This is a genomic window from Ruegeria sp. AA3, assembly GCF_056542905.1.
In genome coordinates, this window is the sequence record NZ_JBQGAQ010000005.1 from 41,648 (window position 1) to 63,810 (window position 22,163).

Here is a 22,163-nt window from a genome sequence, read left to right on the forward strand (position 1 = left end):
TAACTTGATGACAGAGAGGACAAAATGAACGTATTTAATAGATTGCTTACCGGTGCGGCGCTGGGATTGGCGCTGGCTGTGACCTCGACTTCGGCAATCGCGGAAACGCCGCCAAACATGTTGGTGATCGCGAACCGTATTGACGACATTACAACACTGGATCCCGCCGAAAGTTTTGAATTTGCCGGGTCGGATGTCAGCCGGAATGTGTACCAAAAGCTCGTTAATTTTGATCCGCTGGAACTGGATGCGGGGTATCAGCCGGACGTTGCGGAAAGCTGGGATGTATCGGATGACGGTAAATCGATAACCTTCAAAATCAGAGAAGGGCTGACTTTTCATTCCGGTAACCCCGTGACTGCTGAGGATGTTCAGTTTTCGCTGCGCCGCGCGATCATTTTGAACAAAACTCCGGCATTTATCCTGACCCAGTTTGGCTTTACGCCGGAAAACGTCGAGCAAACGATTGTCGCCGATGGCAACACTCTGACGATCACGACAGACAAACCCTACGCGACATCCTTCGTTCTGAACTGCCTGACGGCCACGATCGGCGGTATCGTCGACAAGAAGACGGTGATGGAACACGACAAAGATGGTGATCTGGGCAACGAGTGGCTCAAGACCAACACGGCGGGCTCCGGTGCCTACAGCTTGGTGAGCTGGAAGCCCAATGAAAGCGTGACCCTACAGTCCAACCCTGATTTCTATCTGGGTGCCCCGGCGATGGAGCGCGTCGTTGTCCGTCACGTTCAGGAAAGCGCCAGCCAGCGCCTACTGCTCGAGCGTGGTGATATCGACGTTGCCCGCAACCTGAACCCCGAAGACGTTGCAGGAGTATCATCAGTTGCTGGCGTCAAGATTTCAGACGAGTTGAAGGGCCGTCTGATGTATGTCTCACTAAACCAGAAGCACCCAGAGCTCAGCAAACCTCAGGTCCGTCAGGCCTTCAAATACCTGATCGACTATGAAGGGATGCGCGACAGTTTCCTGAAGGGTCAGTACACAATCCATCAGAATTTCCTGCCGCAAACCTATCTTGGTGCCTCCGATGAGAATCCCTTCAGCTTCAACGTCGAAAAAGCCAAAGCGTTGCTGGATGAAGCTGGTGTAAGTGGGCTTGAGATCGAAGTTGGCGTGCGCGAAGCACAAGAGCGGATTGAGATCGCTCAGTCGCTGCAAAATGCGCTGGGTCAGGTTGGTATCACGATGAATATTACTGTCGGTACTGCCAAACAAATTCTGGCGCGGTATCGCGCACGGGAACTGGACGTCTATCTTGGCGCATGGGGTCCGGACTATCCTGATCCGCAAACCAACGCGGGGACGTTTGCCTATAATCCTGACAACTCGGATGCGGCCAATGCAACTGGTCTGTTGGCGTGGCGGAATTCGTGGGATACCGGCGGGCTGACAGAGAAAACAGATGCGGCTGTGGTTGAGAATGACACCGTGAAACGTGCCGGTATGTACAAGGAAATCCAGGCTGAATTCCGTGAGACATCACCATTTGTCGTGATGTTCCAGCAAATTGAGCAATCGGCATTGCGTGAAAACGTAACGGATTTCTCGACCGGTCAGGCGATCACATCGGCGTCGTATTGGCAGGTGACCAAGTAAATGGCTCTGGCCGAAAGACCATCTGAGGGGCGCCGCTCGGCGCCTCTTATCCATTGGATCAAGAGTATCCTGAAAACTCTTGGTACCATTGCAATCACGATGTTGGGTCTGCTGTTCGTGACCTTCATCATTGGTCGCGTCATGCCGATCGATCCGGTGCTGGCGATCGTCGGTGAGCGCGCCTCGCAATCGACTTATGATGCAGTTTATCAACAGCTTGGCCTCGATAAGCCGCTGCTGGTGCAGTTCGGTTACTATCTTTGGGATGTCCTGCACGGAGACTTTGGCAACTCGTTACTAAATGCGCGCCCTGTATCCGAAGACATCGCACGCGTCTTCCCCGCCACACTGGAATTGGCGACTCTTGGTGTGATGATTGGCATCTTTCTAGGTGTTCCGCTGGGTGTGATTGCCGCCGTGAAACGGGGGTCCTGGATCGATCAGATCGCCCGTGTGGTCGCACTTGTTGGCTACTCAATGCCAATCTTCTGGCTGGGGCTCATGGGGCTGCTGGTCTTCTACGGAATACTAGGTTGGGTCGGTGGACCGGGTCGCCTGGACATCTTCTATGAGGACCTGGTTCCGACGCGAACGGGGCTCATATTGCTGGACAGCGCTATCGCCCAGGATTGGGATGTCTTCCGCAATGCGTTGTCTCACATCGTCCTGCCCGCTGCCTTGCTGGGGTACTACTCGCTGGCTTACATCAGCCGGATGACACGATCCTTTATGCTGGAACAGTTGTCGGCGGAATATGTCATTACCGCCCGCGTCAAAGGCCTGTCAGAACGGCAGGTGATCTGGCGTCACGCCTTCAAGAATATTCGCGTACAACTCATTACAGTCATCGCACTGAGCTACGCCAATCTGTTGGAAGGCTCGGTTCTGACCGAGATCATCTTTAGCTGGCCGGGGATCGGCAGCTACATCACGACCGCTTTGCTGAGTGCCGATATGAATGCAGTTCTCGGTGGAACCGTTGTGGTCGGGCTGATCTTTATCTGCCTGAACATATTCTCCGACCTTCTCTACCGTTTCTTTGATCCGAGGTCGAAATGAGCGACATGACTTTGCGTCAGTGGCTGCTGACCGACGAACCCACATCTCGACGCCACGCCAGACTGGCCAGCCTGTACAAAGGCTGGCTGACACTGCGATCAAACTCGATGGCAATGGTTGGGTTGGCGATCCTAGTTATCCTCGTGCTGACTGCGGTTTTTGCTCCTATCATCGCACCGCAAGATCCTTTTGTTCAGGATTTGTCCAGCCGACTGCTCCCTATCGGCGCCGAAGGACATTTGCTGGGGACCGACAGCCTAGGGCGAGATATTCTTTCACGCTTGATCTATGGCGCGCGGATAACGCTGTACATTGTGGCGTTGGTGGCGCTTATCGCTCCGGTCGCGGGCCTTTTGGTCGGAACCGTCGCGGGATATGCTGGCGGATGGGCAGATGTGATCCTCATGCGCATCACCGATATCTTCCTCGCCTTTCCGCGGCTTGTTCTGGCGTTGGCTTTTGTAGCAGCGCTTGGGGCAGGGATTGAGAACGCGGTTTTGGCGATCTCGCTGACTGCATGGCCACCATACGCGCGCATGGCGCGGGCAGAAACGCTTACGATCCGGTCGACCGACTATATCAATGCGATCCGGCTTCAAGGGGCTGGGCCACTGCGGATCATCACCCGGCACATCTGGCCACTTTGCATTTCATCGTTGATCGTAAGGGTCACACTCGACATGGCCGGGATCATTCTGGCCGCAGCCGGCCTTGGGTTTCTGGGACTAGGGGCGCAACCTCCAAGCCCGGAATGGGGCGCCATGATTTCCGAAGGGCGTAGGTTCATCCTTGATCACTGGTGGGTTGCCACGGTGCCAGGGCTTGCAATCTTCACAGTTTCGCTGGCCTTTAACCTGTTGGGGGACGGGCTAAGGGACGCGCTTGATCCAAAGGACGGTGGGCAATGAACTTACTCGACATCGAAGACCTGTGGGTTCGCTTCCCTACCCGTCAGGGCGTGTTTGATGCGGTCCGCGGAGTGTCATTCTCGTTGGGGCGTGAACGGCTGGGGATCGTTGGCGAAAGCGGGTCCGGTAAGTCGATGACAGGGAGGGCCATCCTGCGCCTGATCCGAAAGCCCGGTATCGTCGAAGCCAACCACATCAGTCTTGAGGGACGTGACCTGTTGCAGCTCACCGAGCGCGAGATGCGCAGCGTGCGCGGCAAGCAGATTTCCATGGTGATGCAGGACCCCAAGTTCTCTCTAAACCCGGTGGTCACGGTAGGCGAACAGTTGATGGAGGCGTATCTTCAGCACAATTCCGGCTCTAAATCGCGCGCCAAAAAAATGGCGATCGAAATGTTGGAGAATGTTTCGATCCGTAATCCCGAACGGGTAATGCGGGCATACCCGCATGAAGTGTCAGGAGGTATGGGGCAGCGCATCATGATTGCGATGATGCTGATTCCGAACCCTAAGATCCTGATTGCGGATGAGCCGACCTCGGCGTTGGATGTCAGTGTTCAGCGGCAGGTGCTAAACATCATGGACGGATTGGTCAAAGAACGGGGCATGGGCCTGATCTTCATCAGTCATGATCTCAACCTGGTGTCCGAGTTTTGCGACCGTGTCCTCATCATGTACGCGGGACGGATTGTCGAAGTCTGCGAAGCAGATAAGCTGCACCAGGCGCAACACCCATACACTCAGGGGCTGCTGAATTCGCTCCCGCGTCTTGATGAGAAATGTACGCATCTGAGTGTTCTGACCCGCGATCCCGCCTGGTCAGACGCGCCCAGCGTGAGGGGCTGAAATGACCGCATTGGAAATCAACGATCTGAACGTCTGGTTTGGTCACGCGCATGACCGCGTAGATGCGGTTAAGGGTGCTTGTCTTAGTGTTAACCAGGGTGAGAGCTTTGGTCTTGTGGGTGAAAGCGGCTCGGGTAAATCTACCATCCTCCGCGCGATAACCGGTCTGGCACCTCAATGGTCTGGTACTATCCGAGTCGAAGGTGAAGCGTTGTCCGGGGCCAAGCGAGATCGCAGGTTCTTTAGAGCCGTGCAGATGGTTTTTCAGGATCCATACGCCTCGCTTCACCCGCGGCACACCGTCGATCAGGTGCTCAGTGAAACTCTGCATCTGCACGGACTAGATAATATCGATCAAAGGGTCAAAGGTCTGCTGAACGATGTTGGGCTCGGGCAGCGCTTCCGGTTTCGGTATCCACATCAGTTATCCGGAGGGCAGCGTCAGAGGGTCGCTATCGCCAGAGCGTTGGCAGGCGAGCCGGACATCCTGCTGCTGGATGAACCCACATCAGCTTTGGATGTCAGCGTTCAGGCAGAAGTATTGAACTTGTTGACGGATTTGCGAAGACAACGCGGGCTGACATATTTGATGGTATCCCATGATCTTCCAGTTATCGCGCATATGTGCGATCAACTGGCAGTTATGCGAAATGGTGAGATCGTTGAGGTCATGTCCTCTGAAACGCTGCGTGTAGGCACACCTGAACACCCGTACTCGCAAGAATTGCTGCAGGCCTCGGTCGCCGTTTGACGAGATACGAACGCTGGTTGGCGTACATCTATCTGGCGAAGTGCTTTGAGCGTATTTGCGGCTGATTTCACACGACTGCTCGGAAACCTAAAGGGTCTTGATTGTCGTGTAGATTATGGCGGAGACGAAGTCAGTATAACTAATCCTGCAGGTCTATGTTAAATATATAATAAATTGAGCTATATTGAATATATACAACAATAGATACCACACAACGATCGATTTCAAGCGAGGCACAGCGCAAGGTGTCATATGATAGAATGTTGGTAAAACAATTTAGCAGACACTCAAACAGATTGCAGCGAACGGCTGCCCTGAGCCCTTCTCGACAGTTGCTGCGTGGTGCGTGTACGACCGGTTCCCTGTATACGTCACATGTTCATCAGGATGTTTTTGGGGCATAGCTTCCGTCTTTGCGATGTACTTCGCGCCCGCTGAGCGGCGGATTGAATACGCAGACCAGTCGCAGATCAACCTCTGTCGCACGCACCAAATGTCGGTCGTGTTGATCCAAAGCGTAGAGGGTAAATGGCTCAAGGGAATGCCAGGTTTCATTTTCAGACGCTCGGATCTGCCCCTTGCCCTCGATACAGTAACACGCCTCTAGATGATGGGTGTATTCCAGCTCAAGCACTGTGCCTTCTTTAATTATCGTATCTGTCAGCGAAAACCCCATTCCATCAGAGGCGAGCAGCAACCTTCTGCTGTTCCAACCCGGACCGGAAACGTCCCGATCTGTATCAAGGATATCTTTGAGAGCTTTAACAATCATACTTCACCGCCTCTTTGCTATCGGACCGCGCGGTTCATCCCGCCATCAGACAGTATACTCTGACCATTTATGTATCGGGCACCCTCGCTGGCGAGAAACACACAAGCCTGCCCAATTTCTTCGAATGTTGCCGGTCGCTGAGCGGGGATCTCCTGGCGGGCCCGTGTGGAGAGTTTCACATTCTCGCAGAACCCAGGGAGCAGGTTGTTCATGCGAATATTGTGCCGTGCATAACGATCCCCATACAGCTTTGAGAAACTGTGCAGCGCGCCGCGCAACATGCTCATGGGATACGGTGCACGAGGCTCAATCGTGTTCATGGACGAGATGTTTACGAAAGCGCCGCCGCCTTGTTCAATCAGGATGGGCGTAACGATACGGGCAATATTGACGACGTTCAGGACGTACATGTCCAGACTTTCGTGCCACAACTCATCGCTGAGCTCCAAAAGCGGCCCGGCAAAGTCCGGATCGAAACCTACAGTTTTGATGGACTCTGGCACCGTGCCACCGTGACCCATGTTGCTGACGATGGCATCAATTCTACCATACCTGCTCATGGTGTCGTCGATCATCGCTTGCAAATCGTCGACATCTAAGACAGAGCCACGACGGCCAATGCCCCCAAGCTCCTCCGCCAGCTCAACCGAGCGATTGGACGGCGACATTAGCGAAACCTTGTAGCCAGCCTTAGCCATTTCAATGGCGCAGCCTCGGCCAATGCCTTGTCCGGTACCTGTCATCAGCGCGACTTTGACTTCGGGCATCGTATCCCCTTTCTTTAGGCGCATCATATGTGAGATTTATTGCGTTGAAGTCAGTGTACCTCCTTAGAACTCGGCGAACCTATCGAGTTTTCAGAATATTGCTGTTAGGTTTTCTCACATGCCGGAAAACCTTAGACACCTTCGTGCCCTTCAGGCCTTTGATGAAACCGCAACCCACTCCAGCTTATCTAAGGCAGCGGATGCTCTGAACGTTACACACGGCGCGATCAGTAGGCAGATTAAGTTGTTGGAACAGCATCTTGGCATGACGCTCTTTCATCGCCGCCCCAATGGCGTTGAACTGACGCAAGCCGGTGTACGCCTGTATCAATCTACACGAGGGGCATTTTCGGCACTGCAGTTGGGCGTATCGGAGGTGAAGCGATTGCATCACCGACAGTCGATTACAGTGTCTCTTTCCACTTCGCTAGCGCTCAAATGGCTTGTGCCACAGCTCAGTTCGTTTCAGCGAGAGCATCCTGGTATCGCGTTGTTGCTAGACACAAACGATGCCTTTGCCGATTTCGATACCTCCGAGGTCGATGTCGCCCTGCGCTTCGGGAAACCCGGTTGGGATAGGCTGTTTTATGAACAGATCAGACACGAGGAATTGGTTGTCGTGGCCGCGCCCTCCCTTGTCGGGAAAATACAGCTACCGATGCGTGCCGAAGATGTGGTTGCCCTCCCACTCCTGCAGGACGCGTTCAACGTCGGGTGGGAAAACTGGGCTGCGCAGGTTGGTTTGAGCGCTGATCGGATCAACGCGCAGGGTATCAAGTACGTGGACAGCGCTGTTTTGCTGGAGGCGGCAATTGACGGGCAAGGTGTTACATTGGCAAGACATTTATTGGCGGCAAATGACCTGGAACTTGGGCGCTTGATACGTCTGGATGCAAGCTGTGTTCCATTGGAGCGAGGGCTCTACTTTGTCTGCCGCTCGGGCGATCAGGAGCGAGTCACATTGAGAGTTTTCAAGAAATGGCTCATGTCACTTTAGCTCTGGGTTCCAATCGAAGCCCGAGGAAAGCGGACATTGGCTCGCGCGCTGCATAGGTCCGTTTTGTCCCGCGATCTAGACCTTCGACAGCGACTCGATCATGCGCAAGCAGCGAATGGCGTGTGTGGATGGCTCCTGCTTGGCAAGACATTTTTGATCCGATTTGTGCATTCGTCAGAAGCAGTTATGTGTCCGGCCTGTTTGCGCGGTGTTGACCGCTGGCTCTGATGGGTTCCGTAAACCAAGTTCCTATCAGCTTTGCGGGCCGCAATGCCCGAGCCATTCGGCGGAATGTCCTAGTTTTAGCGGCTAACTTATGCACCATCATCTCGCGGGTCTTGCTAACTTATTATTGTTCCTTTCCTCTCAGCCTCTCAAGTAGCTGGACGTGGGCTGTAGGGTTCATCGCGCGTGAGGACGGCCCATACGATCCGGGCTGTCTTGTTGGCCATTGCGACCGTGGCTAAGCGGGCGGGTTTGCGTTCGAGCAACACTGTCAGCCATTTGTTGGCACGCTCAGGGTGCGACCGGGTTTGTCGGACGAGTGATGTCATGCCGACAACGAGAAGTTGCCTGAGATACTGATCACCCATCTTCGTGATCCGCCCCAGTTTTTCTTTCCCGCCGCTGGATTTGTTCGCGGGTGTCAGGCCCAGCCAGGCAGCAAACTCCCGACCATTCCTGAATTGGTGGCCGTCTCCGATGCTGGCGATGATCGCGGAGGCCGCCACAGCGCCGACACCGGGGATCGTGCGCAGCAGACGCACCCGCTCATCTTCTTTGGCTACTTGTTTCAGACGCTCTTCATACCAGCGGATACGCTTGTGCAGCGCCATGAGTTGCTCGGACAGGTTGAGTATCACCTCGTTGGCAACGTCGGGCAGGTCGATAACTTCACCAAGCATGATGTCTTCGCCAAAGCTGATCACGCGGGCTAGGCTCTTGAAATGTAAACGCCAAACTCGGCGACCAATCCGCGCAAGCCGTTGTTCAGTTGCGTCCTTTGCCGGACCAGTAAGTCACGCGCCCGATGCAACGACAGAAGAGATTGTTGTTCCACAGTCTTGATCGCCACGAAGCGCATGGTGAGCCGGGTCACCGCTTTGCAGATTGCCTGTGCATCAATGGCATCTGATTTCCCACGTTTGACGTATGGCTTCACGTACATGGGCGGGATCAGACGTACTTCGTGGCCCAACGCCCGTAACTCACGAGCCCAATGGTGAGCCGTGCTGCAGGATGCCATGCCAATCAGGCAGGGTTCCAACTTCGCAAAGAATGGCAAAACTTGTACGCGTCACAGCGGTTTGTTGAAGACGACACTGTCATCTTCAGCAATTCCGCGGACCTGAAACACGTTCTTCGCCAGATCCAAGCCGATCGTGGTAAATTGCATGGGGTGGCTCCTCTCATGAGCAGATTTCGAACCTGCACTATTGCGCATTGCAACGCCGGTTGGAGCAGGAGCCATCCATCCCATCAGCTTTGACGGGCTGCGACCGCGGCAACTTGAATATTCAGCGAAGGTCCGGATTGGTCCGCGAGCTGCCTCTTCCAGCCCGAAGCAGACTTCGCGAACTATCTTCTGCTTGAAAAGGAAAATTGGAAGCCGACGCGCAGCCGATTTGTCAGCACTTTGCCTCAACAATGAAAATCCCCTATCTGATGTCAGGCTGAGGCACGGCCTAAGATCTGTACAAAAAGGCACGTGGCCGGTCGCCAGGCGATATAGTGATCCGAAGATGGACAGTGTATTCGCGAAGTGTTCAAACGCGTTAGTGCCTATTTGGCCACGTAGCCTTCGGGCCTATTGGATCTTTGCTCCGGTCTGGCCCGTACTCTACATCGTGATCGTCTGGATAGGTCGGCAGCCGCAGGAGGCAGGCAAAATGTCTCTAGCGGTGAAGCTTGCTTGGACGCAACTTGAATTGAATGTCCATTAATCGCCACCTTTCTTGCCTAGATCCGCAATCGCTTTAACTAAGAGCGATCCTTCTTTAGCCAGGACATTTTCGTGCAGACACGTTCCGGCGCTGCTGCCGAATGGCGCGAACTCCGTGCCGGACACAAGACAGCTTTGCAAGCTTCATTGAGACCGGTTCGAATTCCTCTTCGCGTGCTGCTGCAGTCCGGTCAGAGTAGATTGTGCCGGGAATTTCAGTTTGCTAACGTCAGACACGCGCTGGGGAGGGCGGGTACACCTATATGCTGGACTATTCGCACAACGCCTGGCTTGTGGCGGCCTCTTTGGCCGTGTCGCTGATGGCGGGATTTACCGGGCTGTATCTGACCCATGGTGCATCCCAGCTTGACAGTCAGCGGCGTAAGCTTGTGGTTGCTCTGGCGGCAGTCATTCTGGGTGGCGGCATCTGGTCGATGCATTTTGTCGCCATGCTGGGTCTGCAACTGCCGATCCTGTTTTACTATGACGCTCTGATCACACTGATTTCTGCTCTGGTCGCGATCCTGATGGTTGGACTGGCGCTTTTGCTGCTGCATTTTCGCCCGCGCACGCCCCAGATCATGATCGGGTCCGGGGTGATCGTGGGCCTGGGGATCGTGGTGATGCACTATATCGGAATGGCCGGAATGCAGCTGTGCCGTCCCGTCTATAGTGCATTGGATGTGGTTTTGGCGACGTTGGCTTCGGTGATACTGTCGGTTGCGGCCATCTGGGTCGCCTATGGTAATCGCACGCAGCGCAATATTCTCTTGGGTACGGTCTGCTTTGGGCTGGCCGTGTTCACTATGCATTTTGTGGCTACCAGCCTGACTGATTTCGTGGCCAGCGACAGCACCGGTGGCGCGGGACCTGCGCTCGACAATCAGGTTCTGGCGATGGGTGTCACAGTTTCGGTGTTTCTGATTTGCGGAGCGTTCCTACTGACGGGTATCTCGTTCATCGAGCCTAAGGAGGCGCCTGCACCCGAACGTCCTGCAGAACCCGCAGCCCTGCGTGCCGGTGTTCCGTTCGAGCGCGAGGGTCAGACTTTTTTCGCCGAACCCAACCGCATCGCCGCCATTCGGGCCGAGGGGCATTATACCGTTCTCTATATGGGTGCAGAAAAACTGTTCTGCCCTTGGTCGATCACCGAGGCCGAGAACCGCCTGAAACCAGACGGGTTTTTGCGTGCCCATCGCAGCTATCTGGTGAACCCCAAACACGTCTCTAGCTTTGAACGTCACAAAGACAACGGCACCTGTTATTTTGACGGTGTCGACGCGTTGACCAAAGTGCCGGTCAGCCGGTCCCGCCTGACGGACATTCGCGAGGCTCTCGGCCTCTGACCGCAGTTCGTGCAACCTATTCGCATTTCGTGAAACAAGCAGCGCGACCTGTTCCCGATCGCTGGAAGCCTTAAGTCACACGTTCTTTCCTACCTCGCAGGATCCCCAAGGCACACCGCTTGGACCCAGGGAGGAAAAATATGATACCAGCCGGTTTTGAGTATCACCGGCCAGGCGATATCGCCTCGGCCATTGGCATTCTACAGGAACACGGAGATGAAGCGCGCGTGATCGCGGGCGGGCACAGCCTGATCCCCATGATGAAGCTACGCATGGCCGAGATGGGCCATCTGGTTGATCTGCAGGCCATTGAGGAATTGAAAGGCATCCAGATTGGGTCGGAAACCGTCTCGCTTGGCGCGATGGTTACGCAGCATGAATTGATCACCCATGATGGTCTGGCTACCGCCATTCCGCTGATCCGCGAGGCTGCTCTGCAGATTGCGGACCCTCAGGTGCGTTACATGGGGACTGTCGGCGGCAATGTCGCCAATGGCGATCCCGGCAACGACATGCCCGGGCTGATGCAATGCATGAACGCGACATTCGAGCTTTCCGGCCCTGACGGCACCCGCCGCGTGGCGGCACGAGAGTTCTACGAGGCGGCGTACTTTACCGCTCGTGAGGATGAGGAAATCCTCACCCGGATTTCAATCCCCGTGCCGGGCACGGGCGTTGGTCAGGCCTATGAAAAACAGAAACGCAAGATCGGCGACTATGCGACCGCTGCGGCTGCTGTGATGGTTGGCAACGGTCAGGCCTCGGTTGCGATGACCAATCTGGCAGACACCCCCATCTGGTCCGAGAGCGCAAGCAATGCGCTGGCCGACGGAGACGTCAGCGGCTGTGTCGCCGCGATGCTCGACGCGATCGACCCGGTCGCTGACAACCGCGGCCCCGTCGAATTCAAGAAACACGTGGCTGCTGTGATGCTGTGCCGCGCCATCGACCGTGCTCAAAGCCGTGCGGTCTGAGGGGAGAAACACTCATGTCGAAAATGCACGTCAAACTCACCGTGAACGGCAAGCAGGTCGAAGGTCTGGCTGAGCCGCGCACGCTGTTGATCCACTTCCTGCGGGAAGATCTGAAAATCACCGGTCCTCATATTGGGTGCGAGACCAGCCATTGCGGCGCCTGCACCGTGGATATCGACGGTAAATCCGTCAAATCCTGCACGACCTTTGTCGCGCAAGTAAACGGTGCTGATATTACCACTGTCGAAGGCCTGACCAATGACGATGGCAGCCTGGGTGTTCTGCAGGAAATGTTCCGCGAACATCACGGGCTACAGTGCGGCTTCTGCACGCCGGGCATGATCACCCGCGCGCATCGCCTGCTACAGGAAAACCCGAATCCGACTGAGGAAGAAATCCGCTTTGGCATGGCGGGGAACCTCTGCCGCTGTACCGGGTATCAGAACATCGTCAAGGCGATCTCAGCCTCGGCTGACATGCTCAATGCTCAGAAGGAGGCCGCGGAATGAACGATCAAACTATGACCCCCGAAGAGCGCGCCGCCAACCTCAAAGGGATGGGAAGCTCGCGCAAACGTGTCGAGGATGTGCGCTTTACCCAGGGCAAGGGGAACTATGTCGATGACATCAAGCTGGACGGGATGCTGTTCGGCGCATTTGTCCGGTCGCCTTATGCCCACGCTCGCGTTGTCAGTGTGAACAAAGAGGCCGCGTTGGCTGTGCCCGGTGTTGTTGCCGTTTTGACAGCCGAGGATCTGGCTCCACTGGGTCTGCATTGGATGCCGACGCTGGCCGGTGATAAGCAAATGGTTCTGGCCGATGGCAAGGTTCTGTTCCAAGGTCAGGAAGTTGCCTATGTCGTTGCCGAAAATCGGTACATCGCCGCCGATGCGGCAGAGCTGGTTGAGGTTGACTACGAAGAACTTCCCGTCCTGACCGACCCGTTCGAGGCGCTGAAATCAGACGTTGTCCTGCGTGAAGATCTCGCAGGTCAGACTGAAGGCGCCCATGGGCCGCGTAAGCATCACAACCACATCTTCACCTGGGAACAGGGCGACAAAGACGCGACCGAAGCCGTTCTGGGCGAGGCCGATGTTGTGGCCGAAGAGATGGTTTATTACCATCGGACCCATCCCTGCCCGCTGGAGACCTGCGGCTGTGTTGCCTCGATGGATAAGGTGACCGGCAAGTTGACGCTGTATGGCACCTTCCAGGCCCCCCACGCGATCCGGACTGTTGTGTCGCTAATCTCGGGTCTGGCCGAGCACAATATCCGGGTGATCAGCCCTGATATCGGTGGCGGCTTTGGTAACAAAGTTGGTGCCTATGCGGGCTATGTCTGCTCGGTTGTCGCCTCGATAGTCACCGGCCAGCCGGTGAAATGGGTCGAGAATCGGATGGAAAACCTTATGTCCACCGCCTTTGCCCGCGATTACTGGATGCAGGGCAAGATCGCCGCGACCAAGGATGGCAAGATCACCGGTCTCTGGTGCCACACCACAGCGGATCATGGTGGATTTGACGCTTGTGCCGACCCGACCAAATTCCCGGCCGGTTTCATGAACATCTGCACCGGGTCCTACGACATTCCTACGGCATATCTGGCTGTGGATGGGGTTTACACCAACAAGGCACCGGGCGGTGTCGCCTATCGTTGCTCGTTCCGGGTGACCGAGGCCGCCTATTTCATCGAGCGGATGATCGAGGTTCTGGCCATCAAGCTGAACATGGACGCGGCCGAGCTACGCCGGATCAACTTCATCAAGGCCGATCAGTTCCCCTATCAGTCCGCGCTGGGCTGGGAGTATGACTCGGGCGATTATCACACCGCTTGGGACAAGGCGCTGAAAGCTGTCGACTATGAAGGTCTGCGGGCGGAACAGGCGCAACGGATCGAGGACTTCAAAGCCGGAAAGACCCGCAAGCTGCTGGGCATCGGCCTGACCCATTTCACCGAAATTGTCGGGGCTGGACCGGTCAAGAACTGCGATATCCTTGGGTTGGGAATGTTCGACTCATGCGAAATCCGGATTCACCCAACCGGTTCCGCCATCGCACGGCTGGGGACGATCAGTCAGGGTCAGGGTCATGCAACGACCTTCGCCCAGATTATCGCCAGCGAGATCGGCCTGCCTGCCGATGACATCACGCTGGAAGAAGGCGACACTGATACCGCGCCCTATGGGCTTGGCACCTATGGGTCTCGGTCGACACCTGTGGCCGGTGCGGCAACGGCGATGGCTGCCCGCAAAATCCGCGCCAAGGCACAGATGATCGCGGCTTACTTGCTTGAGGTCCACGACGACGATGTCGAATGGGACGTGGATCGGTTCTCGGTCAAAGGTGCGCCTGAGCGGTTCAAGACGATGAAAGAAATCGCCTTTGCCGCATATAATCAGGCGATTCCGGGGCTGGAACCCGGTCTGGAGGCCGTAAGCTACTATGACCCGCCGAACATGACCTACCCGTTCGGGGCCTATATCTGCGTCATGGAGATCGACGTTGATACCGGAGAATGGGAGGTCCGGCAGTTCTATGCGCTGGACGATTGCGGGACCCGGATCAACCCCATGATCATCGAAGGTCAGGTCCATGGCGGCGTGACCGAGGCTCTGGCAATCGCTATGGGTCAGGAAATCGCGTATGATGAGATGGGTAACGTCAAGACCGGTACGTTGATGGACTTCTTCTTGCCCACCGCGTGGGAGACGCCCAACTACACCACCGATCACACGGTGACGCCGTCTCCGCACCACCCGATCGGTGCAAAAGGCGTTGGCGAAAGCCCGAATGTCGGTGGCGTTCCTGCGTTCTCGAACGCGGTGCATGATGCCTTCCGTCCGTTTGGCCTTGTTCAGAGCCACATGCCACATGACCACTGGCGTATCTGGAAGATCGCCAACGGTCTGGGAATGCACGGCTAACATGAAAAGCTGCCGCGCTGAAATACGGCGCGGCGGCAATCCGGGAGAATTGCATGAGCTTGCAGCACATTCAGCAAGGCTTGGCCGAGGTGGGCTATGTTGCCGATGACCGATTGGCGATGGCACTTCATCTGGCGCAGTTGCTTGGGCGTCCGCTGCTGTTGGAAGGGCCAGCAGGGGTCGGAAAAACAGAGGTCGCAAAGGCGTTGGCGGCACAGCGCGCGGTGCGGTTGATCCGGTTGCAATGCTACGAAGGGCTGGATGCCAGCCACGCGATATATGAATGGAATTACCAACGCCAGTTGCTGGCTATTCGTGCAAGCGAGGCACAGGGTGGCACCAGCGAGGCCCAGCTATTCACTGATGACTATTTGCTGAAGCGACCTTTACTAGAAGCGATCAGCGAAGAAGAACCACCTGTTCTTCTGATCGATGAAATCGACCGCGCGGATGAGGAGTTTGAGGCCTATCTGCTTGAGATTTTGTCGGACTTTCAGATCACCATCCCCGAGCTTGGCACCATCAAGGCGCGTTCGCGGCCCATCGTGATCCTGACGGCGAATGGGACGCGGGACCTTTCGGACGCGCTGCGGCGTCGTTGCCTGTATAGTTTCCTTGATTACCCATCGCGTGAAACGGAAATGGCGATCCTGAAAGCCCGCATGCCTGAAGTTGAAGGGCTGTTGGCGCGCCAGATTGTTGGCGTTGTGCAGGCGCTGCGCAAAGAAGACTTGGAGAAGACCCCTGGAATTGCCGAAATGTTGGACTGGGCGGCGGCCCTTTCGGGGCTGGGTGTAAACGACATGGCGCAGTCCCGCGAAGAGGTTCAGGCGACCCTTGTTTGCCTTCTGAAAACCGCCGCCGACTACGACGCTGCTCCGCCCGAGGTGACGGATCGCCTGATCGGAAAGGTGGCGTGATGCAGGTCACCCGGTTCCCCGCACGCGCATCTGGTTTGTCGGAAAGAATGTCCGCTTTCATCGCGCATTTGCGTATGAACGGACTGCGCGTCGGGCCGGCTGAAACGGGGGATGCATTGGCCGCGCTGGCAGCGGTTGAGGCGACGGATGTCAGACAGGCCCAGCAGGCACTTTGCGTGTTGCTGGCCGGCGACGCCGACGATTGGCGGCGGTTCGATGACCTGTTCGAAGCCTATTGGTTCAACACCGGCAAGCAACGCACGGGAACCGCCCAAACCGCGCATGTGCGGGTTCAATCCGCCAAGCCGATGATCTGGCAGCAAGAGAGCCAGGATGCTCAGAAAACCGAGACCGGCACGGATCAGGCCGCCGCACCTGATACCGGCGATGGGGAGGCTTTGGGGAGAGACGGGAAGCTGATTGCGACCCGTACGGCCAACCTGTCGCGCCGGGATTTGCGCGAGTTGATGGATGAAGATGCGCTGCGGCAGGCCGAACAAGCCGCAACGGCCATCGCGCGCGCTATCCGCGACCGGCGCTCGCGTCGGCGCAAACAGGCGCTGCGAGGACCTGCTTTGGACATGCGTCGCATACAGCGGGCCAGCCTTGCGCGGGGCGGAGAACCAATGGACCTGTACCGTCGCGCCCGTCCGCCGCGCCCATTGCGGATTGTGGCGTTGTGCGATGTTAGTGGATCGATGACGGTCTATTCGCGGGTTTTTCTGGCCTTCCTCAAAGGTCTGATCGGCAGTGGAACAGAGGCGGACGCCTATCTCTTTCACACCCGTTTGATGCGGGTGACTGATGCGCTGCGCGATCATGACACGCTGCGCGCAGCCGGTCGGTTATCACTCATGGCCGAAGGGTTCGGCGGTGGGACAGACATCTCGGGAAGCCTTGAGAGGTTTCTGAACGGATACGGTGCCCGTGCATTGAACGGGCGGACGATCGTATTGATCCTCTCAGACGGTTATTGCAGCGAGTCGCCTGAGGCCCTGGCAGATGCTCTGGCTCGGATTCGGCGCAAGGCGCGGCGGATTGTTTGGCTGAATCCTCTTAAAGGATGGAAAAACTATCAGCCCATTGCCGCCGCTATGCAGGCAGCAGAACCTTATCTGGATGCGCACCTACCGGCCAACACGCTCGACGCGCTGGCGGCGTTGGAACCCAAATTCCGAAAACTGTGAAAGGACACGTCGATGGCAGGTTTCGACATTTTCGACAAGATTGAGGAGTTGCGCAAAAAGGGCGATGCCTTTTGCGTGGCAACGGTCCTTCGCACTGCCGACGCAACTTCGGCCAAGGCAGGTGGCAAGGCCGTGATCATGCGGGACGGCTGTATTTTGGGGCATCTGGGCGGAGCGTGCGTGCAGCGCGTTGTACGCGCATCGGCGCAGGAGGCACTTGCGGGTGGAACTCCGAAAATGATCCGCGTGAAACCTTCAGACAAGGTAGTGGCGCTGACAGACCCGGATGGTGTTGAGACCTTCAAAAGCGGTTGTCCTTCGGGCGGAACGGTCGATTTGCTGATCGAACCCTATCAGCACGCCCCGCGCTTGATCATTTTCGGAGAGTCTCCGATTGCACACGCGCTTGCCACGCACGCGGCGCTGATCGGGTTGCGTGTTTGTTTGCCTGAAGGTTCCGAAAGCTCGGTGGAATTCATCGGTTTTGATCCAAATGACCTAAACGCATTGGGGGTTGAACCACGCGATTTCGCGGTGGTCGCCTCACAAGGGAAGGGCGATGGCGCAGCGCTGAAATCTGCGCTTGAATCACCAGCACGACGCGTTTCGATGGTCGCGAGCCACCGCAAGGCCAAGGTGTTATGCGAGAGGTTGGAAGCGCAGGGATTGACCGCTGAGCAAACCAGTCGGCTCAAGTCACCGGCCGGTCTGGATATCCATGGAATCGACCCGCACGAAATCGCCCTGTCGATCCTCGCCGAGATCATCCTCTGGCGGAATTCAGACAATTCCGAGGAGACGTCGCATGATGAAAAAATGGCGTAGATGGTTGCAATCCCTTCGGACTGTGAAGCCGGAACAGACCCCGGAAGAGGCGACCGAGACCGCACTTCGCGTTTTCCCAAGATGCTGTTGAGTAAAGGACTCTCAAATGGAACTAAATGACGAAATCCGTATCTCTGCTCCGCGTGACGTCGTGTACCGAGCGCTGAATGATCCGGATGTGTTGAGAGAGTGCATTCCTGGGTGTGAGGAACTGATCCAACATTCTCCCGAGCACTTGGAGGCCAAAGTCGTGCTCAAAATCGGCCCCGTCAAAGCTCGGTTCAGCGGCGAAGTGACGTTGGACAACTCCAAAGCTCCGGATGAGTTTTCCCTGACCGGTGAAGGAAAAGGTGGCGCTGCGGGCTTTGCCAAAGGGGGTGCGGATGTCAATCTTAGCACGGAGGGTGAGGAAACAGTTTTATCCTATACTGCCAAGGTCACAATCGGCGGAAAAATAGCGCAATTGGGCAGCCGGTTGATTGCTGGGACTGCAAAAAAACTTTCAGCGAAGTTTTTCGACAAGTTTGGGGAAATCGTCGCCGAGCAACACGTCGGCTAGGGTTTGGACTTCGGTAACGGGCCTTCCCAATCAAGCGGTTTTGCGCAAAATTATTGATCCGCCGAAGCGGTGTTGTCAGGTCTGTACTTGTCAGCCCTGCTATGGGAGGCGAACATGGATACTTTGAACCAAAGCGAGGCCGATCCTCACAACCTGCATTTGATCGACAGCACCGTGAGCCGCGCCCATCATCCACTGCCCGGCAGGGGGTTACGGTAGCAATTTCCCAAGAGGGAGGCAGCGGGCGCCAAACCATGGCCGTGATGAGAATTTACACCTTGGCCACACTTTTTGCTGATCAAGCGCTGGCTGCATTGTTTGTGGTGCGTGAACGTGCACAATTACGAAAAATGCAGTTGCAGCGAATGTCAGCAATACGGGTTACGGACGCAGCATCGCCGCTATCGATTCAAGGGCCGCTTTGGGCCGATTTCATACATCCCAACACGCAATCATCATAGGGCATGTCGTTTTACAGGATGGACCCGCTACTTCTGAATAAATGAGTCACCTAGCCACTCGACGGACGCCTGTTGGTGAGTTTTCCTCAAAGTTCACCATTAATCACCCCAGATGGGATTAATCATCTGGGCGTAATTCGTTGCCAAGAGTGCCGCGTCGGACCTGTCCATCTTCACGGTCTGTAGTTCGGTCATGTTGATGTCCTCCTCTCCAGAAAAGAGTTTCATGACGTCCACGGAAAATGTCAGCGGTCTGTTTTCATCCCGTTCAACGGAAGTTGGCGCCACAAAGTCGAGATCCCGGCGATTTTCGTTAAAGCCGACATGGTAGACCAATGGCATTACAGCCCCGTCCATTTGGATAGCCCCCTCGACTAGAACAAATTTGTAGCCGATGTTCCAGTTCCAAGCCATGCGGTTATTGGGATCAAGGTCGCCTCGTACCTCGATAGACCCGTTTGCGGCTTCATCAATCCCAATGGACATCGAAATTCTTGATATCTGTCGCAAAGGCACTTTCGGTAGAACCACATTGAATTGCGGCGTGCTGCGGTCAAACCTCAACAAATGGTAGCTGTTTTCTACGACATGTACCTTGTCACCGTCAGCCAGTTTGATGTTGGAGATGTAGACACGGAAATCACGAAGGCGGAACATCTCTGTTCCGCCGGGATTGGTGTAAGCGAAGGTGTCGAATTCAATCGGCTCGCCATTTGCTTCGGCTACAAAAATCAGTTTCAGCGGCCTGGGTTTCGTTCGAAAATCAAAGGCAAAAACTATTATGGCTGCTAGAACCAAAGTGGAAACGGCGACGACGCTGAGTCTGTTTAGGCGTTTCATTGTGTCTCTTCCTCAAATGGGCTTGAAAACTTTGGCTCCGTCAGAAATGCCTCATCCGTCAAAGTGTGGAGAAACGCGATAATTGCATCGACTTCTTTGGGCGCGAGGCCGAGGCCGTGTGCAGCAATGGGATCTACGACAGTATTATCCGCTTCAAGGATCAAAGGGCTAAGTGTATCGCTAAACCGAATGCCGGAATTGTAATGCGTGAGCACTTCGCTAAGGGTCGCGAACCGGCCATCGTGCATGTAAGGCCCTGTAACCGCTATGTTTCGAAGTGTCGGCGTCTTGAACTTTCCCCGGTCCAAGATGTCACCGGTCACCGCCTCAAGTCCGCGGCCCAGGTTCTGTTCGGCATCAAGGCCGTTGTTGATAAAGCCATCCAAGCCATCCGAAAATCCAGCTGTCACGAACTGACTGTGACAGTCGATGCAGTTTCCGCCACGCAAGGAGACCTTAACGTCTGGATGCGCCATGAACAGTTTGCGCCCGTGCTCTTCTTGCGGCGAAAGACGCAGTTCGCCACGCAAATATCGATCGTATTTGGAATTCGCGGAAATCAACATTCGCATAAAGGTTGCCAGCGCGCGGGCGACGTTCTCTTCTGACACCTCGCCGTAGGCTTTCCAGAACATCTCGGGATATTCAGGCGCGCTTTTTAGCTCGCGAACAAGTTCGTCCAGCGGTTGCTGCATTTCATCCGGATTTATCAATGGCTGCAGTGCCTGGTGTTCAAGCGTCGGACTTCGACCGTCCCAGAAAAACCGGCGCGGTCCCCAAAGAAGATTGGCAAGGCTCATGCTGTTGAAGGCAAGCTCCTTTCCGCCATGCCCCAAGGCGACTGGTTGGCCATCCGTAAAGGCGCGCTCCTGTTGATGGCATGTTGCACAAGACATGCTGTTGTCGCCGGATAACATGGGATCATAAAACAACCGCCTGCCAAGCTGAAAAGCTTCTTCTGTCAGAGGGTTATCTTCCGGGATCGAAAAACGGCCAAACACAAATGGTGCTTTGAAATCTGCGATGGCTGTCGGCACAGGAGGAGATCGTGAGATCCAAAACGCAGACAGTAATGCAATAAAGATCGCCAGGCAAAGCCCGGCGATCCCGAGTTTCATTTTGATGTTTCGGCGCTTTTCAGTGGTGGTGAACGAACCCTGCGCCAAAAAGCCCTTCGACATTGTCGACACCTTTTTTGTAGCGCTCACGGAAATTCACCGTGGCTAGCCGTTCGCCGGTGGCAAGGTCGTGGACGGTTATCGTGTGTGCGTTGAGGCCGGCGATAAAGTCCACATCTGTCGGGTCGTTTGCTTTCGCGTCGCCAAGATTGAGAAGATTGTTCTGGATGGCGATCACCTCACGTCCTGACTTCGTGGTGAAAAAGATCATGTGGTGCGCACCTGCATCGGCGACGATGTCTGGTCCTGACGAAACCAGCTTGGGCAGCTTTGAAAGATCATATCGTTTCACCACGCCCGGAAGCGCGTGACTGATAAACAACTCAGTGTCGTTGCCGTAGAATTCGAGTGGCACCGCAGTTCCGTTTTGGACACCGCTGTAGACCACTTCAGCTGGCCCGAAAGTTTTAGCTTCGGCGTCATACGGAATTGACCATGTTTCAAAGCCGAACATGGTATTTACCAGCACTGCCGGTTCGATGTCTTCGTGGATCGACGGTCGGGCAAACAACACTTCGACGGGCGAAGACGGGAAACCGACTGGCATCTCGCCTTGCACCTCAATCGTCTGGACCGGTTCGAGCGCGTTGAGGTCGATGATCGTTACCGTATTGCCAACACCGGTGGCGAGATCTGGGTGAACAGTGGAAGTTACAACCATCCTGTCGTCAAAGGCCGAGATGCCATGTGGATACAGGATGTAAGGCGCGTTTTCCCCAACTTCACTTTTCCGCGCCTCTATCACCTTGATGACCTCATTGGTCTGCGCGTCGAACACGCCAACCGTACCGCCATCGGCTTGGCCAAGGCCGCCCATGAAAGTGACAAACATGTACTCAGTTCCGTTTGACCGGGTCCACATGATGTCTTCGCCCACCATCTGGCCGGCAGTGTCGAGGCACTGAATGCCGGTCACTTCGGGCGCGCCGGTTGAGTCACGCGCCAATCCGATCTCTGCAAGACTACATTTGGGATCTAGACCAGTGGAATAAAGCCGTCCGTTCGGGCTGTAGTAAAGATGGTGAAGCGGATGCTCGAGTTCCGGCTGCTCTACTTCACTGATAATTTTGCCAAAATCTTCGGACTCTGGATCCAACTCGACTATCGCTACGCTGTGGCTTGCGCTGAGCGTCGGTAGTGAGCGCAACAACACCATTGCGCGACTTTCTTCACGGACCTGAGCCTGAGAACTCGCCGTCAACACACCAACAATAAGCGCAGTGTTGCTTGCTGTCAGGGCGGCGAATTTCAACGAAAAATCAAACATATTTCCCCCCTCTGCAAAACAT

At 55.6% G+C, this 22,163-nt stretch carries 19 protein-coding genes and 1 pseudogene; 14 read left to right on the plus strand and 6 right to left on the minus strand.

The features are described from left to right. Positions 1–24 precede the first annotated feature (24 nt). From ACR0JR_RS10325 to ACR0JR_RS10345, 5 genes are read left to right on the plus strand one after another with little or no spacing between them, the layout of a single operon-like run. On the plus strand, positions 25–1,620 hold the full coding sequence (locus ACR0JR_RS10325; protein WP_480456079.1) for an ABC transporter substrate-binding protein: 1,596 nt from the start codon (positions 25–27) through the stop codon (positions 1,618–1,620). Beyond that, positions 1,621–2,679 (plus strand): ABC transporter permease, encoded by a 1,059-nt coding sequence (locus tag ACR0JR_RS10330; protein WP_170782059.1) that lies wholly within the window; start codon positions 1,621–1,623, stop codon positions 2,677–2,679. Beyond that, positions 2,676–3,587, plus strand: coding sequence for an ABC transporter permease (locus tag ACR0JR_RS10335; protein WP_010443558.1), 912 nt, complete (start codon positions 2,676–2,678; stop codon positions 3,585–3,587). The genes ACR0JR_RS10330 and ACR0JR_RS10335 overlap by 4 nt, the downstream gene beginning before the upstream one ends. Then, positions 3,584–4,432, plus strand: coding sequence for an ABC transporter ATP-binding protein (locus ACR0JR_RS10340; RefSeq protein ID WP_480456080.1), 849 nt, complete (start codon positions 3,584–3,586; stop codon positions 4,430–4,432). The genes ACR0JR_RS10335 and ACR0JR_RS10340 overlap by 4 nt, the downstream gene beginning before the upstream one ends. 1 nt (position 4,433) lies before the next feature. Beyond that, entirely contained in the window at positions 4,434–5,183 is a 750-nt protein-coding gene (locus ACR0JR_RS10345; protein WP_480456081.1) for an ABC transporter ATP-binding protein, read from the plus strand. A gap of 382 nt (positions 5,184–5,565) precedes the next feature. On the opposite strand, the gene ACR0JR_RS10350 is transcribed toward ACR0JR_RS10345, so the two are convergent. Together ACR0JR_RS10350 and ACR0JR_RS10355 are read right to left on the minus strand one after the other, a co-directional pair. Then, positions 5,566–5,955: an ectoine synthase gene (locus tag ACR0JR_RS10350; protein WP_170472714.1), complete on the minus strand. Its 390-nt coding sequence runs from the start codon at positions 5,953–5,955 to the stop codon at positions 5,566–5,568. 17 nt (positions 5,956–5,972) lie between these two features. Further along, a complete protein-coding gene (locus tag ACR0JR_RS10355) occupies positions 5,973–6,722 on the minus strand; it encodes an SDR family oxidoreductase (protein WP_480456082.1) in 750 nt (249 codons plus the stop codon). Between the two features lie 118 nt (positions 6,723–6,840). On the opposite strand from ACR0JR_RS10355, the gene ACR0JR_RS10360 reads away from it, so the two are divergent. Beyond that, positions 6,841–7,719 (plus strand): LysR substrate-binding domain-containing protein, encoded by an 879-nt coding sequence (locus tag ACR0JR_RS10360; RefSeq protein ID WP_170782110.1) that lies wholly within the window; start codon positions 6,841–6,843, stop codon positions 7,717–7,719. Between the two features lie 374 nt (positions 7,720–8,093). On the opposite strand, the pseudogene ACR0JR_RS10365 reads toward ACR0JR_RS10360, so the two are convergent. Further along, positions 8,094–9,115, minus strand: a pseudogene (locus tag ACR0JR_RS10365) (IS110 family RNA-guided transposase). 809 nt (positions 9,116–9,924) lie between these two features. Between ACR0JR_RS10365 and ACR0JR_RS10370 the strand changes: the two are divergent. From ACR0JR_RS10370 to ACR0JR_RS10405, 8 genes are all read left to right on the plus strand, one after another. After that, positions 9,925–11,007, plus strand: coding sequence for an MHYT domain-containing protein (locus tag ACR0JR_RS10370; protein WP_480456083.1), 1,083 nt, complete (start codon positions 9,925–9,927; stop codon positions 11,005–11,007). A gap of 140 nt (positions 11,008–11,147) precedes the next feature. Next, positions 11,148–11,981 (plus strand): FAD binding domain-containing protein, encoded by an 834-nt coding sequence (locus ACR0JR_RS10375; protein WP_480456084.1) that lies wholly within the window; start codon positions 11,148–11,150, stop codon positions 11,979–11,981. A 14-nt stretch (positions 11,982–11,995) separates the two neighbouring features. Continuing rightward, complete coding sequence (locus tag ACR0JR_RS10380; RefSeq protein ID WP_093963851.1) at positions 11,996–12,490, plus strand: (2Fe-2S)-binding protein; 495 nt, start codon at positions 11,996–11,998, stop codon at positions 12,488–12,490. Continuing rightward, positions 12,487–14,904, plus strand: a complete 2,418-nt coding sequence (locus ACR0JR_RS10385) for an aerobic carbon-monoxide dehydrogenase large subunit (protein WP_480456085.1) — start codon at positions 12,487–12,489, stop codon at positions 14,902–14,904. Before ACR0JR_RS10380 ends, ACR0JR_RS10385 begins: the two co-directional genes overlap by 4 nt. Before the next feature lie 53 nt (positions 14,905–14,957). After that, positions 14,958–15,824 carry an AAA family ATPase gene (locus tag ACR0JR_RS10390; RefSeq protein WP_480456086.1) on the plus strand — a complete coding sequence of 289 codons (867 nt, stop codon included), beginning with the start codon at positions 14,958–14,960 and terminating at the stop codon, positions 15,822–15,824. 47 nt (positions 15,825–15,871) lie between these two features. Then, complete coding sequence (locus tag ACR0JR_RS10395; protein WP_238528747.1) at positions 15,872–17,011, plus strand: vWA domain-containing protein; 1,140 nt, start codon at positions 15,872–15,874, stop codon at positions 17,009–17,011. A 12-nt stretch (positions 17,012–17,023) separates the two neighbouring features. Then, positions 17,024–17,836, plus strand: coding sequence for an XdhC family protein (locus ACR0JR_RS10400; RefSeq protein WP_480456088.1), 813 nt, complete (start codon positions 17,024–17,026; stop codon positions 17,834–17,836). 106 nt (positions 17,837–17,942) lie between these two features. Continuing rightward, positions 17,943–18,395 carry an SRPBCC family protein gene (locus tag ACR0JR_RS10405; RefSeq protein WP_170542719.1) on the plus strand — a complete coding sequence of 151 codons (453 nt, stop codon included), beginning with the start codon at positions 17,943–17,945 and terminating at the stop codon, positions 18,393–18,395. Positions 18,396–18,955: 560 nt separating this feature from the next. On the opposite strand, the gene ACR0JR_RS10410 is transcribed toward ACR0JR_RS10405, so the two are convergent. The 3 genes from ACR0JR_RS10410 to ACR0JR_RS10420 are packed head-to-tail and all read right to left on the minus strand — an operon-like array spanning position 18,956 to position 22,141. Beyond that, the gene (locus ACR0JR_RS10410) at positions 18,956–19,696 is read right to left on the minus strand and encodes an MbnP family protein (protein WP_480456089.1); all 741 of its coding nucleotides are present in this window, start codon (positions 19,694–19,696) and stop codon (positions 18,956–18,958) included. Beyond that, entirely contained in the window at positions 19,693–20,877 is a 1,185-nt protein-coding gene (locus ACR0JR_RS10415; RefSeq protein WP_480456090.1) for a cytochrome-c peroxidase, read from the minus strand. Before ACR0JR_RS10415 ends, ACR0JR_RS10410 begins: the two co-directional genes overlap by 4 nt. Next, positions 20,834–22,141 carry a hypothetical protein gene (locus ACR0JR_RS10420; RefSeq protein ID WP_319545631.1) on the minus strand — a complete coding sequence of 436 codons (1,308 nt, stop codon included), beginning with the start codon at positions 22,139–22,141 and terminating at the stop codon, positions 20,834–20,836. Before ACR0JR_RS10420 ends, ACR0JR_RS10415 begins: the two co-directional genes overlap by 44 nt. Positions 22,142–22,163 lie beyond the last annotated feature (22 nt).